This window comes from Flavobacterium chungangensis (assembly GCF_042654045.1).
In the GTDB taxonomy this organism is placed as follows: domain Bacteria; phylum Bacteroidota; class Bacteroidia; order Flavobacteriales; family Flavobacteriaceae; genus Flavobacterium; species Flavobacterium chungangensis.
In genome coordinates, this window is sequence record NZ_JBHSFY010000001.1 from 1 (window position 1) to 17,592 (window position 17,592).

Sequence of the window (17,592 nt, forward strand, 5' to 3'; positions counted from 1 at the left end):
AATGCAAATGAATAATGTTTAACAACTACTAATTCTACACACTCAAGTTTGAATTCATAGCTGTGCTTGACTTTTCTTTCCATAAAAATGCCCCCAAATAGCGTCTAACTTTTTGGGGGCAGTGCATCTGCTGAAATGGTCTTTTTTATTTGGTTGCAAAGTAAATTCTAAAACGCAATGTCTGCCAAAGAATTACTTTCTAATATTTTAAGTGTATTATCACGCACTTCTGTCATTAAACGTCTAGCAGCACAAGTTGATTCATCATCGCAATCGTCACATCTTTCGTAAAAATTATGACTTGCACAAGGCAGTAACGCAATTGGACCTTCAAGAATTCGGTACACTTTTGCCATGCTGATATCTTTTGGATCTTTTATCAGATAATAACCTCCGCCTTTTCCTTTTTTAGCACCAAGGAAACCTGAGTTTCTTAACAGCAGTAAAATACTTTCTAAAAATTTTATCGAAATATGTTCGCTTTTCGCAATTTCAGCTATTTGTACCGGTTCATTATTCTCACGTCTGGCTAAATAAGTTAAAGCTTTAATTCCGTATTTTGTTTTCTTTGAAAGCACTAATGTAAAATTTTGATTGCAGAATTTAATTTCAAATCAAACTCTTGCAAATTATTGAATAACAAAAGTATGCTTTTTGTTTGAACTATCACAAAGAATAAAGTTAAATTCTACTAAATCTATCAGATTACTTCGTTAAGTTCATTTCAGACACACAAAAATAGGCTTTTTATATAAACCAGAAAAAAGACGATTTTCAACAGTAAAACTTACTATCAAAAATCGTCTTTATATATAGAAATCTAAAATCTTAAGTCTAAAATCTAAAATTAAGAAAGTGCTTGTTTTAAATCTGCAATTACATCCTCAACAGTTTCTAAACCAACAGAAACACGAACCAAACCTTGCGTTATTCCCACTGCTAATTGATCTTCTTCAGATAATTTGCTGTGTGTTGTTGAAGCCGGATGCGTAACAATTGTTCTTGTATCTCCAATGTTTGCTGATAATGAACAAAGTTGAATTGAGTTCAAGAATTTTCTTCCTGCTTCGATTCCGCCTTTAATTTCGAATGCGATGATGTTTCCACCTGCTTTCATTTGTTTTTTAGCAATTTCGTATTGCGGATGCGATTTCAAGAACGGGTATTTTACACTGTTTACATTTGGATGGCTTTCTAAAAATTCAGCTACTTTTAGAGCATTTTCGCAGTGTCTATCCACACGAACTGCTAATGTTTCTAAACTTTTTGAAAGAACCCAAGCATTAAATGGCGATAAAGCTGGACCTGTATTTCTTGAAAACAAATAAATCTGTCTGATTAATTCTGCATCTCCAACTGTTACTCCGCCTAAAACACGACCTTGTCCATCAATTAGTTTTGTTGCTGAATGGATAACCAAATGCGCTCCAAATTTAATTGGCTGCTGTAAATATGGTGTTGCAAAACAGTTGTCGATTATTAAAATCAAATTGTGTTTTTTAGCAATATTTCCTAACAATTCTAAGTCAATTACATCAACTCCTGGATTTGTTGGAGATTCGGCGTATAATATTTTGGTATTGGGCTTAATAAAGCTTTCGATTGTTTCTGGCTTATTAATTTCGAAATAAGAAGTTTCGATATTCCATTTTGGAAAATAAGTCATAAACAAAGCGTGAGTTGAACCGAAAACACTGCTTGCAGAAACAATATGATCTCCAGAATTTAACAAAGCTGCAAAAGTAGAATATACTGCCGCCATTCCTGTTGCAAAAGCATAACCAGACTCAGCCCCTTCCATTTTACAGATCTTATCTACAAACTCCGAAGTGTTTGGATTACTGAAACGGCTGTAAATATTTCTCTCTTTTTCTTCTGTAAAAGAAGCCCTCATATCTTCAGCATCTTCAAAAACGAAGCTTGATGAAAGGTACAAAGGCACCGAATGTTCTAAATATTGAGATCTTTCTAATTGTGTTCTAATGGCTTGTGTTTCAAAACCAAATTCTTCTGTATTCATTGTGTGTTGTTTTGTTTTTTTGTTTCAGGTTTCATGTTTTAAGTTTCAAGTTTTCCAACGAGGCAAAAGAAATCTAAAAACCTAACCAAAACGAGTCTATTATTTAACTCAATCAAAGAATTATCTAATTCCCTAATTGACTAATTATCTAACTTATAAAGCTTCGTTGTTCAAGACAACTTTGTATTTAATTGTCGCTGTTGGTTCAACCGTTTTGGCAACCGAACAGTATTTCTCGAAAGAAAGTTGCGCTGCTTTTTTGGCTTTTTCTGGGTTGATTTCTCCTTCTAAATAAAAAACCACATCGATTTCTTTAAAAGGTTTTGCTTCTTCGATTTGAACTCTTGTTCCTTCAACCTCAGCATTAAAAGAAGTGATTTCCTGACGCTGTTTTTTTAAGATTGAAATCATATCGATAGCACTGCATCCTGCAACTCCCATTAATACCAATTCCATTGGACTTGCACCTAAATCGCTTCCCCCAAATTCGGCTCTGCTGTCAACGTCAACTACGTGTCCGCGTTCATTTTTTACTTTAAAATGAAATGCGTCATTTACTCTGTTTAAACTTACTTTCATTGTGTTGTTATTTTTTTGTTTTTTAATTTCAATTTCCTCAATCTTGTCATTTCGACGAAGGAAAAATCTTCGTTGCTAAATCGACAAAGATTGATATTACTTTGTCGAGCTACTTGCGGAGATTTCTCCTTCGTCGAAATGACAAACTAGGCTTGCAAATCTTAAATCTAAACTCTAAAATCTGCAATCTAAAATCATCTTATCCTTTATCAGACAATCTCAAAATATCTCCGAAAACCCCTCTTGCTGTTACTGCAGAACCTGCACCAGCTCCCTGAATAACGATTGGACGATCTCCGTATGATTCTGTATAAATTTCGAAGAAAGAATCAGAACCTTTTAATCCGCCTAATGCAGTATCTTTTGGCACTGAAACTAATTTTACTTCTAGATTTCCTTTGTCATTTTGCAAATCTCCAGACAATTCACCAATATATCTCAAGACATGGTTTGGCTGTTGCTCTGCTTTTATTTTAGCGTAAATTGGATCGAATTCTTTCAATTTCGTCAAGAAATCGGCAGCACTTCCTTCACGTAAGTGTTCTGGAATTAAATTCTGAATTGAGATTTCTTCAAACTCATTTTGTAAATCTAATTCTCTAGCTAAAATTAATAATTTTCTACCAACGTCGTTTCCGCATAAATCCTCACGCGGATCTGGTTCTGTATATCCATTATCAATTGCTTCTTGTAAGATTTCGCTAAAAGGCGCATCTTTCGCAGAGAAATTATTGAATAAATAGCTTAATGTTCCAGAGAAAACTCCTTTAATTTTAGTGATATTTTCTCCTGAAAGGTGCAATAATTTAATCGTATCAATTAATGGTAATCCTGCCCCCACATTAGTTTCGTATAGGTAATTCTTTTGGTTTTCTGCCAAAGCTTTTCTCAATTCTTTATAGAAACCGTACGTCAAAGTATTAGCTACTTTATTCGAAGAAATCAAATCGAAACTGCTTTCTACAAGCGGAATATAATTCTCAACGAAAGTCGCACTTGCTGTATTATCAATTGCAATTAAGTTCTCTAAATGATGTTCGTTTGCGTAAGTAATAATATCTTTAATCGTATAAGCTTCACCTTTTGTTTGAATATCGTTTTTCCAGTTATCTGTAACACCATATTTGTTTAAAAGCAACTTTTTAGAATTTGCGATAGCAAACACATTCAGCTTAATATCTTTACGTTTTTCAATCGCTGCAGCCGATTCTAAAATTTGATTGATTAAAGTTCCGCCAACTAATCCGTGACCGAAAATTGCAATGTTGATCTTTTTCGAAACTCCAAAAATCTCTCCGTGAATTACGTTTAAAGCTTTATTTAGTTCTTCTTTTTTAACAACCAAACTCACATTTTTACCTGTTACAGTGTTGTTGAACAAAATCGGAACAATTTTATTTTTGATTAAAGCCGTGTACGGTTTATGGAAAGTGCTCAAATCCTGACCAATAATCGAAATTACCGATACATTATCTGTTACCGTAATCTGATTTACATCTTTAGAATAAAAGTCATTTTCGAATTCTTTCTCTAATTCGACCATTGCAAGAGTAGCTTTTTCTGTCGCCACGACCAATCCGATTCCTCTTTCTGAAGAACCTTGCGAAATGATGCTTACACTGATATTGTGATCGCCCATTACTTTAAAAATTCGAGCATCAACTCCTGCTTTTCCAAGCAATCCACGACCTTCAAGATTTACAAGAGAGACATTTTCTAAAACAGAAAGCGTTTTAATTCCTTCCTTAGAAGAATCAGATGTAATTAAAGTTCCGCGATTTTCGTGATTGAAAGTATTTAAAATTCGTAATGGGATATTCTTTTCTAACAAAGGAATAATTGTCTTAGCATGAAGAATCGTTGCTCCAAAATTTGCCAATTCGTTCGCTTCATTAAACGATAAATACTCAATTTTCTTAGCATCGGCAACCAAATCTGGGTTTGCCGTGTAGATTCCGTCTACGTGCGTGAAGTTTTGTAATTCTTCTGCATTTAAATAATTTGCGATTAACGAAGCGGTATAGTTACTGCCATTTCTACCTAAAGTAGTTGTGTCGTTGTTGTTGTTTGAGCCAATGAAGCCTGTAACTATATTAACCGTTTCGCCGTTATGTTCTTTAAAATAATTGACTACGTTTTTCTTTGAAAGCTGCTCTAAAGGCTGTGCATCACCAAATTTAGAATCTGTTTTCAGCAAATCTCTTGTATCTACAAAATTGGCAGGAATTCCTTTTTCCAATAAAATTGCTGTCAATAATTTAGCCGAAAGTAATTCTCCTTTTGATAAAATCTGATCTTTGATTTTTTTGCTGTAATCTCCAATTAAGCTTACACCTTCAAAAAGTTTTTCTAAGACTCCAAATTCTTCCGATAAATCTACATTGGGATAATCTGATATTTGATATTTTTTAAAATTCTCTAATAATTCTTTGTAACTGCCGTTTTTAGCAGCAATGCTCAAAATAAACTCTAATTCGTCTGTAGCATTTCCGCGTGCAGAAACCACAACGGCAATTTTTTCACCTTGACTTACTTTATCAGAAATGATTGAAACAACTTTGTTAAGTCCTTCTCCGTTTGCTAACGATTTACCTCCAAATTTTAATACTTTCATTTTATTTCTTTATTGTTTCTGCCTTAAAAATGTCGGCAAGTAAATGATCTAATTGTTTGTACTCGATTAAAAAAGCGTCATGTCCGTGAACCGAATCAATTTCGCTATAGAAAACATTATCTTTAAATTTCTTCAATTCTTCGTAGGTTTCTACGTTTTCTTTTGCTGTAAAAAACAAATCCGAATTGATTCCGATAATATGAATTGAAGCTTTTGTTTTAGACATTAAATTTTCAAAACTTTCACTATTTCTAGTAATATCAATTGTTTTAAGCAACTGATTCATTAATTTATAAGAAGACAATTGGAATCTTTTCTGCAATTTTTTCCCGTGATGCGCCAGCCAACTTTCTATATTAAAAATCAAAAGGTCTTGATTGATTGTACGCTGAAATTTTTCTTTGAAAGATTCTGGCGAACGGTAACAAAGCATGGCATGTATTCTGGCGTCTTCAATTGGTTTCGAAGAATTATTGAGAATTTGCTCTTGTAAAAAGCAATTTGCAATAAGCCAATCAGTAGATTTCCAGTCGCTCGCAATCGGAATAAGGTTTTCTGTAATATTTGGCGCTAATGCTAAAATTTCCCAAGCAATTCCGCCACCAACAGAACCTCCAATAACCGCAAAAAGCTTTTCGATATTTAGAGTTTTTACACCTTCGATAAAGATTTTGGCAATGTCTCTCGCTGTAAAATCTAAATAGTTGTCAATTAAAAAAGAATTGCTTCCGTTTCCTGGAATATCGAAAGCTAGAATGGTATAAACATCAGTATCAATGGTTTTATCTTTACCAATCAAGTCATTCCACCAGCCATTTTCACCAGTAACTTGCGAATTTCCAGTTAAAGCATGATTAACCAAAACAATAGGCGCACTGTGCAAAGGTTGCCCTGCCAGCGTAAAACTTAATGGTATAGCATGATAAGTTGCACCACTTTCTGTGATGAAATCTTGAATTATAATGGGATTTGGTATATTTTCCAATTTCAAATCTGTTGTATTATTGATTTGTATATGGAAATATTAGAAAGAAAAACTAGGTTTAACTAGAAAAAATCTTGTTGTTATCTTTCCACGTTTGGCGTGGTAGAATGTAGCACCTTCTTCGTTTTACCGAAGGGTTGCTAAGGCTTCATCGGGTCTAATCCCTCGTCCTTTCTTTATAACATTTCAATACGTGTTTGAACTTAACGAGTGCAAATTAACTACTAATTTCGCTAACAAACAAATTTTATCTAAAAGTGTTTGTTAAATTTCTGTGACATACTTTAGCAAAAACTATTATACGCAAAAATTTACCGAACAAAAATGCCCAGTAAAATTAAGCAGGTTTTCACCTAGTTTATGATTCTTTTCCGTTTAGATAAAAAGCGTTTCATTTTCTTTTGAATACATCAAAAACAATAAAGAGTTTGGTGCTTTTTTTGCAGCGCTTTTATCTTCCTCTGTGATTCCGAACCTTGGGTGAGCCAATTCGTTTGTTGGCGGTGGATTATTATTTTTTGTCCTTCTGTTTTTCAATTTAGAAATTTTTTCTGCGAAGTAGTTCAATTTGCTCATGATATTAAGTTTTAGTTAAGTTGTGTTTTATAATCTTTATTTCTCGTTTATCTTTTTGTTAATTCGTTTTACCGAATAAAAAAACCCTTTTGGATTTTTAGATACCAAAAGGGTTTAAGTTTTTACACTCATGTATGCTTTTAGTATCAACAGACGTATGCGCAAATAAGCGCGACAGTAAACATCTTGTTCATCTGTAAGGATTTATTCATCTGTGATTTATATTGTATTTTAAAATTTTGCATTTCTGTTAAATTAAAAAGCCTCCTAATATTTCTATCGGAGGCTCTTACTATATTGTTATTGTATTCTTACAATTTTTTTAAGCAATAGACACCCCTGCCTCGGTCTTAACCGAAATGGCACAAAACATTTTGTTGACTTTTAAGTTCATTTGATTTCTAGTAGTTTTTGGGTATAACAAATATGCAAATATTTTTTTTATTACACAAATAAAATTCAAGAATTTAATTACAAAATTCGTTGAAAATGTGTTTTTTAACGACAAAAAACATCTTACAAAAACGAAAACAAAATAACAAAGGTAAAAAACTTACAAAAAAGCTAATTTTTTCTTCATGACTCCATTTGACAAATCAATTTATCAAAGAACTTTTTTCTCTTTTTTCTTTTTTTTAACTAAAAAATTAAAGCCAAACAGCTTCTTTGCTCCTAATTCGCTCCGCAATTTTCAGAATATCGGTTATAATTCCTCTAGAAATTGCTTGTTTACAAGGCGGAGCACTTTGAATTACGATAGGAATGTCGGCATAAGATTTAGTGAAAATTTCAAAAATGGCATCAGAACCTTTCAATTGTCCGATTGGAGAATCTACTGGTTCCGAAATTAACTTAACTTCCAAAATGCCTTTTTCGACATCAAACTCACCCACATATCTCAATACATGATTTTCTGCTTGAGTAATTTTGGTGATTTTAAAAGATTTATCGAGAGCGTCTTTGTTTAGCACTCCGTTTTTCTCCAAATGCTCTTCGGTTATAAATGGCTTGATTTTAATGTCTGAAAGCTCAAAATCTTTTCCTATTTCTCTGGCCAAGATCAAAAGTTTTCTTGCTGTATCATTTCCTGACAGATCTTCTTTAAAGTTTGACTTCATTAATCCTAAAAGACTCGCATCTTTTAAAACAGATGAAAACGAAACTTCTTCTGATGAAAATCGATTAAAAACATAACTTAGATGATCAGAGAAAACACCTCGAATTTTTGTGATTTTTTCGCCCGAATAATACAAATCTCTTAAGGTTTGCAAAACGGGAATTCCAGTTTCAACAGAGGTTTCATACAGAAACTCTTTGCCATACTTTTTAAGATCTGATCGTAGTTCTTTATATAAGTCAATCGGGAGCGTATTGGCTTTTTTGTTTACCGCTACGATATTGAATCCGTTTTTGATTAGCGTATTGTAATGCTTTACCAATTCATCACTGGCAGTTGCATCTACAGCAATCAAGTTTTCAAATTCGTTTTCTTGTGCAAATTCGACAATATCTTCTACTTTAAAAGGAACTGCCAATTGTCTAAAATTGGTTTCCCAAGCATAACCAACACCTTCTTTCTCAAAAAAAGCAACCGTCGAATTGGTTATTATGGGAAAATGAAAATCGACATTTTTGCTTTCAAGAAAAAACTCCTGACTTTCGACAATCTGATTAATCAAAGTACTTCCGATATTTCCAATTCCGAAAAGGATAATGTTTATTTTAAGCTTTGACATAATTTCTAACATTTTAATGTTTAACCAGATTGAGACGCACTGCGGTGCGCCTCTACCATGGTTTTAAATTTTATAAAGATGCTTTTCATAAAAAATTACCTTTAGCAAAACCACTCGCTAAAGGCAATTTTTCAAACAAAAAACAAAAAAACCTAATTTTTATTGATGCTGAATTGAGAAAGCGAAACGCTCTCAAAAACAGTTTGCAGATCAGCAATTAAATCCTCGATATCTTCAATTCCCACAGACAGACGAATCAAATCTTTAGAAACTCCTGTTTCTATTTGTTCATCATCTGTTAATTGCTGGTGCGTAGTACTTGCCGGGTGAATAATCAGCGATTTTGTATCGCCAATATTGGCTAGCAGAGAGAATAATTTGGTATCATCAACTACTTTTTTAGCAGCATCAAAACCTCCTTTTAATCCGAAAGTGATAATACCACTTTGTCCTTCTGGCAGATATTCTTTGGCCAAAGCATTATATTTACTCGATTTTAAACCTGGATAATTTACCCAAACCACCTCATCTTGTTTTTCTAACCATTCGGCTAGAGCCAAAGCATTTTCACTGTGTTTCTTAATTCGAATTGGAAGTGTTTCTAGTCCCTGAATAATCTGAAAAGCATTAAATGGACTTAAAGCAGCACCAAAATCACGCAAACCTTCAATTCGAGCTTTTGCTATAAAAGCTGCATTTCCTAAGGCTTCATGATATACTAATCCGTGGTATCCTGCAGATGGCTCGGTAAATTCTGGGAATTTTCCGTTTGCCCAGTCAAAGTTTCCAGCATCAATGATAACGCCTCCTAATGAAGTTCCGTTTCCTGCGATATATTTGGTTAAGGAATGAATTACAATATCGGCACCATATTTAATTGGATTCAACAAATAAGGTGTCGCAACTGTATTATCTACTATAAATGGCACTTTGAATGCTTTGGCTTCTGCCGAAATTGCTTTTAAGTCTAGTACATCTAATTTTGGATTTCCAAGAGACTCTACAAAGAAAGCTCTTGTATTTTCTTTTGCTGCTTTGGTAAAATTTTCAGGTTTTGAAGGATCCACAAATGTGGTAGTAATTCCTAATCTTGGCAAGGTAACTTTTAATAGATTGTAAGTTCCTCCGTATAAACTATTTGAGGCAACAATATGATCTCCCGCTTTTAAGAGTGTCAATAAAGTTGTCGAAATTGCAGATGCTCCAGAAGCGGTTACTACAGCTCCAATTCCGCCTTCAAGAGCTGCCAGACGTTGTTCTAAAATATCGTTTGTCGGATTATTTAATCTTGTGTAGATAAATCCAGCTTCGGCAAGACCAAATAAATTGGCTGCATGATCTGCGTTATTAAACACATATGATGATGTCTGGTAAATAGGCACGGCTCTTGTTCCTGAATTTTTAGTAACGTCGTGACCTGCATGTAATGCGTTTGTTGCAAATTTTTGTGTACTCATGATTTCTTAGTTTTTTAGGTATTTTTAATACGTTTATATATTGTTATATGTAATTGATATTGTAATTGTAATTGATATTGAAATCTAAAATTGATTTAAGCCAAAATATCTTCAGCTTCTTCTTCAAGATCATATAGATGAAACAGTAATGATTTCTGCATTTTTATCTGCTGTGCAGGATCATATTTTGGAGTTTCAGTTGATGCTTCTTCCGAATTATTATTTCTTAATAAGTATTGAAATGCGATTGTATTTATATCTAGTGTATTCATAATTTAAAATTTAAAATGTTGGAAATAAAAAAGCCCTTTCGGATGGCGACCAAAAGGGCTTATAGTTTAACTATAACAAAGATTATCTCTTTCACTTTTGGCAACAGCAAATTGGGATGCACATTTGCATCATCTCACAACACATCATATTTCTTTTTGCTATTGTTTTCATTTTGATTTAAAATTTGAATTCGACTATTTTTTAAATTCGACTAATTCGATAGAGTAAATGTAATAAGTATTTTTTTAACGACCAAATTAAAATTGAAATTTTATGCTATTTTTTTTAGAATCTCTTTCAAGCCTTTTAAATAAAGGCCTGAAAGAGTCTATTTTAATTAAAATTTAAAGCTTAAACGGGCAAAACCAAATCTTCCGTTTAATCCAAATTGAGAAACTGCTCTTGAATAAGCAAACTGATTCGCATTTGTCAAATCGGTACTTGGTGCTGGCGACAAAGTTGGCGTTGTGTTTGTAAAGGCTGGAGTTGCAGGATTATTTCGGTCTGGATAAACATCTCCTATATTATTCACTCCAATTGTAGCTCTCAAATGCTCGTTGATCTGATATCCTAAAGACAAATCGGTCACCAATTTTGCGCTGTATTCTGGATGTTCGTACACAGAAGAAAATCCGTCAAGATTAACATCTGTTGCTCCTGGATCTGTAACTTTTCCGAAATAACTGTTTCTTAAATAAATATCTAGTTTTTTAATACTGAAAGTAGTCATCAAATTGGCTTTCAATTTCGGAATTGCCTCTTCTAAATACACTCGACTTGATTCTGGGAAGAAAGAATAAATATAAGGTTCTCCTCCTGCATTCACTATTGATTGCGGAATATGTAGATCTCCTACTCTTTTGGTTTCGTTGAAACTAAATGCAAAATCATTTTTAATGACAAAATCTTGAATTACATCGTATTTCTGAGAAATTACCAAATCAATTCCTTTTGTTTCAGAATCGATTCCGTTTGTCCAGAAAGAAGCCCTTTCTACACCCTTCAAATCAAATGCTTGCTGAAACAAAGTCAACGCCTCTGCCTGTTCTGGCGAAGTTGCAGCACCGATTTGCGCATCTGTAGGTCTAGAATATTGTCCAGACAATACAATTCTGTCGTTGATTCTTGTAAAATAAGCATCAGTTGCAATGGTTATGTTAGCTTCAGGAATTTTGAATGTAAATCCTGTACTGATGCTTTTTGATTTTTCTGGTTTTAAGCTTTCAATCCCAATACTTTTTGCTGCTTGTGAATCGTTGGTAAAATAACCCACTTGGTATGGAGAGCCATTTATAAATTGAGTAGAACTTGACTCAAAATATCTTTGCTGCAAAGAAGGCGCTCTAAAACCCGTTTGTCCAGAAATTCTCCAATTGATATTATCATTTAATTTTAAAAGAGAAGCTAGTTTGAATGTAACTGTATTTCCAAAATCTGAATAGTTTTCATAACGCGCAGCTCCATTTATAAGCCATTTTTCAGTGGCATTCAATTCTAAATCAATATAAGCGGCACCACTTTTTCTGTCTTTTTCTTTAGCATCCGAAGGCTGAAATCCTGAAAATCCTTGCGCTCCTGCTCCACGTTTATTTCCGAAGAAGTCAGTTACAATTAATGGTGAATTGCTTGGCAAGATTCCTGAAACTAAATTTCCGTTTACATCATGTAATCCGTAAGAAGCTTCTTCTCCTGCTTTAATTTGGTAATTTTCATACCTAAATTCACCTCCAAAAGCAACGTTCAACCCAGAAAGAACATCCAATTTTTTGCTAAAGTCTAAATTGGTAGTGCTCTGTAAAAACGAAACTTTTCCTGCATCAAAACTAAAAGGAGAATTGGTTCCTAAAGTCGCGTTGATAGAATTATTCACATCATAATTGAAAGAGTTTGTTCCTAAGTTGGTGCTTAAATCGGTATCAAACCCAAATAATTGCGTATTTACACCAACTGCTGCTGAAGCATCTAAAATTTTTGATTCAATTTCTGGCAAGAATCCGTTTTGATACACTTGCGTGAAAGTACCAGAACCATTTGGCAATCTATTGAACGCATACGATTTACCTCCTCTATAAGAAACCCCTCCAAAAGAATATAAAGAAGTGGTTTCGCTCAAAGGATATTTAGCATTAAAATACAATTGTCCTGCAGCCAATTCTGACTGCCCAACACTCATATTATAATCACTTCTTTGCTGACCTCTGTAAGCCAATTCATTATTAGTTACGTCAAAATTTAAAGCCGTCTGCATTTGCGCAATTGTTGTTGCAGATGCAATAGCATTTTGTTGTGCTGTTGTAAAATAACCTACTTGCGGCGCATATTGTTTTAAAGAAGACAAAATCTGAGCCGAGTTTGCAGTCGTATTAATATTGCTAAACAAAGAGTTGATTTCTACTCCATTTTGCGCCGCTCTATTTTCAACGGCATTGTAAGCATTAAAAATTCCATTACTTCTTATTCCTGCTCTACTAGTTGCTTGTCTTGTTACCGCAGTTCCTGTAACATTTAAGAAACTTCCCGGTTTACCTAATGAAGTTCCGTAGTTTAAATCGATTTGGGCAGTTTGACCATCTGCTCCTCCTTCAAAATTATTTGATCCCGAAGACAAATTGGCTCCATACTGTATTCCTCCTGTCAAATAATTAGCGTTTTTCTTTAGAACAATATTAATGACTCCCGCAATCGCATCAGAACCATATTGTGCGGCAGCTCCATCTCGTAAAACTTCTATTCTTTCTATGGCAAAAGACGGAATTGCATTTAAGTCTGTTCCTACAGATCCTCTACCTGGCGATCCGTTTATGTTTACTAAAGCACTTGTATGTCTTCTTTTTCCGTTTACTAAAATTAAAACCTGATCGGGTCCTAATCCTCTTAATTGTGCAGGATCAACGTGGTCTGTTGCATCTGCTGTAGATGTTGGGTTACTCGTAAACGACGGCGCAACATAATTTAAAATTTGAGTTACACTCGTTTGCGGTGCCCCTTTTGTTATTTCTGATACGTTAAAAACATCAACCGGAACTGGCACATCTGTTTTAACTCTGTTTTTACTTCTTGATCCAATAATAGTAACTTCAGACAGTTCGTTGTTTTTTAAACTATCCTGCTCTTTTTTATTGTCCTGAGCATAAAGTCCTGAAAAAGTCACAAGACCTAAAACGATTAGTACATTTTTCTTCATTTCTTTTTTTACTGATTAATTATTGTTTTTGGCTTAAAAAAAATCTTACAGGTTTATTTTTGGCATAAAAAAACCTCTGCGTTTTGGCAGAGGTTCTATTTATATTTTTATTGAAAAATAATTACAATAGCGTCTCTGCGGATAACTCCGGCATCTTACAAGACATCATATTGCAAACTGTAAATTTCATTTGTTTCTTTTGTTTTAACGGGGCAAAGTTGCAAACTATTTTTTAATCGACCAAACAAAAAACAAATTATTTTCTATTACCCTATCAAAATAGTATGTTATTGTTAAATTTCTGCTAGAAAAAATAAAAAAAGTTGAACTTTAATTTGCAAATCAAAATGGTTTCATACCTTTGCACCCGAAACAGAGGAAAAATTTGAACTGATTGCAACCTCTTCATAATGAAATGATTTCGTTATGAATGCTGAAAGATTCATTTCAGCAGTAAAAAATGCTAAAGCAGGAACTCTCCTTTAGCCCTTTTTAGCAATTACTTTCCCTGCTTAAATTTTTAAAAACTAATATTTTATTATTACATTATTATGGCTTATTTATTTACGTCAGAATCTGTTAGTGAAGGGCATCCAGACAAAGTTGCAGATCAAATTTCGGATGCATTAATCGATAACTTTTTGGCATTTGATGCTGATTCTAAAGTAGCATGTGAAACTTTAGTTACTACAGGTCAGGTTATTTTAGCAGGTGAAGTAAAGTCGAATACTTATCTTGATGTTCAGCAAATCGCTCGCGAAGTAATCCGTAAAATTGGATATACTAAAAGTGAGTATATGTTTGAAGCGAATTCTTGTGGAATTCTTTCAGCTATTCATGAGCAATCTGCAGATATTAACCAAGGTGTTGACAGAGCTAAGCCAGAAGAGCAAGGAGCAGGTGACCAAGGAATGATGTTTGGTTACGCTACAAACGAAACTGAAAACTACATGCCATTGGCATTAGATTTATCTCATAAACTATTACAAGAGTTAGCTATTTTAAGACGTGAAAACAAAGAAATCACGTATTTACGTCCAGATGCTAAATCTCAAGTAACTTTAGAATATAGTGACGATAACAAACCAACTCGTATTGATGCGATTGTAATTTCAACTCAACACGATGATTTTGATGAAGAAGCTACAATGTTGGCTAAAATCAAAAAAGATATTATCGAAATCTTGATTCCAAGAATTATCGCTAAAAACCCAGAGCACGCTCACTTATTTAACGATAAAATCAACTACCATATTAACCCAACAGGAAAATTCGTTATTGGAGGACCTCACGGAGATACTGGTTTAACAGGAAGAAAAATTATTGTTGATACTTACGGTGGAAAAGGTGCTCATGGTGGTGGTGCATTCTCTGGAAAAGATCCAAGTAAAGTAGATAGAAGTGCTGCTTATGCAACTCGTCATATCGCTAAAAACTTAGTTGCTGCTGGTGTTGCTGACGAAATCTTAGTTCAGGTTTCTTACGCAATTGGAGTTGCTGAACCAATGGGAATTTTCATTGAAACTTACGGAACTTCTAAAGTAAACTTAACTAACGGTGAAATCGCTAAAAAAGTAGAGACTATCTTCGATATGCGTCCTTACTTTATTGAGCAAAGATTAAAATTAAGAAACCCTATTTATAGCGAAACTGCTGCTTACGGACACATGGGACGTAAACCAGAAACGGTTACTAAAACTTTTTCTGCTCCAGGCGGAAACGAAAAAACAGTTACTGTTGAGTTGTTTACATGGGAAAAACTTGATTTTGTTGACCAAGTAAAAGCTGCATTTGGATTGTAATTCAGATCTGAATTCATATATAAAAGGCTGTCTAAAATTTAGATAGCCTTTTTCTTTTTACTTATATAATTACTAAAACTAGTAAGTTCCGTTGCTCATTTTAGTCAAAACTTCTTTCATTTGATTTGCAGTTTCTTCATCCATATCACTAGTAATAAATTTTACTGCTAAAACCTGTGTTTCGATAGCTTTTTGTCCCTGCCCATCTTTATAATACAATTGTGCTAGAGTGTCTAAATAATACGGATTGTTTTTAGAGATCACCAAACTATATTCAGACCATTTAATAGCCTCTTTAATAAAGTTTGAATTTTGTGGCTTTAATACAACTGTCCATGCCGCATTGTTACAGATGTCTGAATGGTATAGTTTGAATGAATTCCATCCATCATAAGAATAGCTTGAACCAGAATCTAATCCCGAAAAAATAGCGTCTAATTTTTCTATCGGACTTGTTCCTGCCAAAGTATTATCAAAATAAGTATTGAACTCTTTTAAATAAGTTGTGTTTGAACCGTCTTGATCTTCAAGCTGGTTTAAGTAATAAAAATAGTTTCTATACGAATCAAAATTTCCTTTTCCAGATGCAATAATCTTTTTATAAATAGAATTGATCTTTTCTTTATTCATCTCTCCAGAAACTCCATCTTGAGCAAGATATAGGTTTTGCTGCAATGCATCTGAAACTTCAGAAACCACATTTCCAATCGTATGAAGTTCTCCTTGTTTGCTATTAAAATCTGCACGATTACGTTCAATATCTTCTGAGTGATTTAGCAAATAATCGATTGCTAAGAAATCGGTATCATTTAGAATTCTATCTGTACTAAAAAGCTGTTTTGTAAATCCTTGGTTTTTGATTTCTTTAATAATCGTTTCTACCAAATACATATTGGCAACTTTATCTTTTTGATGTGCTTCAATTAACTTTTTCCAAGCTTGAGCCACCTCTTTTTGGTTTAAAGCCGTTTTTGCAATTACAAATTCAGTCGAATTAGGATCGTTTACTGTATAATCTGAATCATAATCATAAGATGTCTCTAATAAGGCTGCCTTATTAAAAGCCGCAATTAAATCTGAGTCTGAAGCTTTTTTGTTCTTTAAAACTTTATCTACAGAAAGGAATGCATTTGCTCTCTGAAGTTTTCTATAGAAATCGCCATAATAACTAAATTGATATTGTTGCGTAGTTAAATCTGATTTTGCAACAGCAAGGAGATCACCATTTCCATTTAAAATAATTACACTTTGGTCGCTTGCAATTTTATTGTTTTTAAGCCATTTTTTATCATCGGCTCCAGCCAAATAATAATTGTAGATATCATAAAGAGCATTATAAGAATCGTACATATTATATCCGGTCTGTGTTTCTTGCTCTTTTACAAAAGCATCAAAATTTTCTTTTGCAGTCTTATCCTTATTATCAACTACAACAACCAAAAACTTATTATTTGCCGTTTTTGTAGATTCTATTGCCTTTTTTAGATTGTTTTCAACTTTTAATTTAAAATCATATTTGGTATACGCTGGCGGAGGAATTGTAGCATCAACAGCGGCACTATCCACAGCTACTCCAGAACCAAAATCATCATTTATTAAAGTATTTTCTTTTCCTGGATAAGTCCAATTTTTTATGGTTTGATTTTCTATAGGAACAACTGTTGGAGCTTTAGCAGGTTTCTCCTCTTTTTCATTTATAAAAACCAAAGGATCTTTTCCGTATTGATCAGAAATTTTCAATTCTTTTGTTCTTTTATCAAAAGATCCAATAAGATTTAAATCGCTTAAAACTGCCATATCATAATTGATCGTCACTTCCGAAACATCTTTTGGCAATGCATATTTACTCACATCGCTTTTTCCGTCGTAATCTTCGTAAACCAAATAAAGGAAGTCGGTTTTCTCAATTTCAAAATCTAAATCTGTTTTGATATAATCAGGATCTACTTTCGTTTTTATATCAGAAATTCTCTCGTAGCGAACCCATTCTGCACCTTTTTGGGTTCCAATATAAAAAGAATAATACGATGGATTCAAGAATTTAATCTTAACTTTTTTTGCCTTTTTATCTTTAGCAAAAGTAAGATCAAATCTATTTGTTTTATTTTCAGTGCTTTTTAAAAAAACTAGCGAATCGCCTTTAATTTCGTAACCTCCCGAATAAAAAACCAATTCGTATTTATTATCGTCTAATAAATTTAGCTTAATCTTTCCTCCTTTATTTGTAGATAAATAAGTTCCTTTTTCGATGCCATTTGTTTGAGAGAAAGAGATAGAAATTCCAGCAAACAGGAGCGATAAACTCCAGATAAAATTGCGCATGATTACGTTTTTTGTCGTTAATACTATATCACAAAGATATTTGA

At 33.5% G+C, this 17,592-nt stretch carries 12 protein-coding genes and 1 riboswitch; of the genes, 1 reads left to right on the plus strand and 11 read right to left on the minus strand.

Going from position 1 to position 17,592, the window contains the following annotated elements; translation table 11 throughout:
- Nucleotides 1-167: 167 nt before the first annotated feature.
- From ACFO3N_RS00005 to ACFO3N_RS00050, 10 genes are all read right to left on the minus strand, one after another.
- The gene (locus ACFO3N_RS00005; RefSeq protein WP_008466594.1) at nucleotides 168-578 is read right to left on the minus strand and encodes an RrF2 family transcriptional regulator; all 411 of its coding nucleotides are present in this window, start codon (nucleotides 576-578) and stop codon (nucleotides 168-170) included.
- A 269-nt stretch (nucleotides 579-847) separates the two neighbouring features.
- Complete coding sequence (locus ACFO3N_RS00010) at nucleotides 848-2,020, minus strand: trans-sulfuration enzyme family protein (protein ID WP_095928205.1); 1,173 nt, start codon at nucleotides 2,018-2,020, stop codon at nucleotides 848-850.
- Between the two features lie 153 nt (nucleotides 2,021-2,173).
- Nucleotides 2,174-2,599 (minus strand): OsmC family protein, encoded by a 426-nt coding sequence (locus ACFO3N_RS00015; protein WP_095928071.1) that lies wholly within the window; start codon nucleotides 2,597-2,599, stop codon nucleotides 2,174-2,176.
- Nucleotides 2,600-2,798: 199 nt separating this feature from the next.
- Complete coding sequence (gene thrA, locus ACFO3N_RS00020; protein ID WP_379794637.1) at nucleotides 2,799-5,213, minus strand: bifunctional aspartate kinase/homoserine dehydrogenase I; 2,415 nt, start codon at nucleotides 5,211-5,213, stop codon at nucleotides 2,799-2,801.
- A gap of 1 nt (nucleotide 5,214) precedes the next feature.
- Nucleotides 5,215-6,198: an alpha/beta fold hydrolase gene (locus tag ACFO3N_RS00025; protein WP_379794639.1), complete on the minus strand. Its 984-nt coding sequence runs from the start codon at nucleotides 6,196-6,198 to the stop codon at nucleotides 5,215-5,217.
- Between the two features lie 77 nt (nucleotides 6,199-6,275).
- Nucleotides 6,276-6,383, minus strand: a riboswitch (SAM riboswitch).
- Between the two features lie 190 nt (nucleotides 6,384-6,573).
- Nucleotides 6,574-6,774: a hypothetical protein gene (locus ACFO3N_RS00030; protein WP_379794640.1), complete on the minus strand. Its 201-nt coding sequence runs from the start codon at nucleotides 6,772-6,774 to the stop codon at nucleotides 6,574-6,576.
- A 647-nt stretch (nucleotides 6,775-7,421) separates the two neighbouring features.
- Nucleotides 7,422-8,510, minus strand: a complete 1,089-nt coding sequence (locus ACFO3N_RS00035) for a homoserine dehydrogenase family protein (protein ID WP_379794642.1) — start codon at nucleotides 8,508-8,510, stop codon at nucleotides 7,422-7,424.
- 152 nt (nucleotides 8,511-8,662) lie between these two features.
- Nucleotides 8,663-9,967, minus strand: a complete 1,305-nt coding sequence (locus tag ACFO3N_RS00040) for an O-acetylhomoserine aminocarboxypropyltransferase/cysteine synthase family protein (protein ID WP_379794644.1) — start codon at nucleotides 9,965-9,967, stop codon at nucleotides 8,663-8,665.
- A gap of 95 nt (nucleotides 9,968-10,062) precedes the next feature.
- Nucleotides 10,063-10,239 carry a hypothetical protein gene (locus ACFO3N_RS00045; RefSeq protein ID WP_379794647.1) on the minus strand — a complete coding sequence of 59 codons (177 nt, stop codon included), beginning with the start codon at nucleotides 10,237-10,239 and terminating at the stop codon, nucleotides 10,063-10,065.
- A 338-nt stretch (nucleotides 10,240-10,577) separates the two neighbouring features.
- On the minus strand, nucleotides 10,578-13,424 hold the full coding sequence (locus ACFO3N_RS00050) for a TonB-dependent receptor plug domain-containing protein (RefSeq protein ID WP_379794650.1): 2,847 nt from the start codon (nucleotides 13,422-13,424) through the stop codon (nucleotides 10,578-10,580).
- A 551-nt stretch (nucleotides 13,425-13,975) separates the two neighbouring features.
- On the opposite strand from ACFO3N_RS00050, the gene metK reads away from it, so the two are divergent.
- Nucleotides 13,976-15,226: a methionine adenosyltransferase gene (gene metK / locus ACFO3N_RS00055; protein WP_379794652.1), complete on the plus strand. Its 1,251-nt coding sequence runs from the start codon at nucleotides 13,976-13,978 to the stop codon at nucleotides 15,224-15,226.
- 78 nt (nucleotides 15,227-15,304) lie between these two features.
- Here metK and ACFO3N_RS00060 read toward each other — a convergent pair whose 3' ends face one another.
- Complete coding sequence (locus ACFO3N_RS00060) at nucleotides 15,305-17,548, minus strand: hypothetical protein (RefSeq protein ID WP_379794654.1); 2,244 nt, start codon at nucleotides 17,546-17,548, stop codon at nucleotides 15,305-15,307.
- Nucleotides 17,549-17,592: the final 44 nt, after the last annotated feature.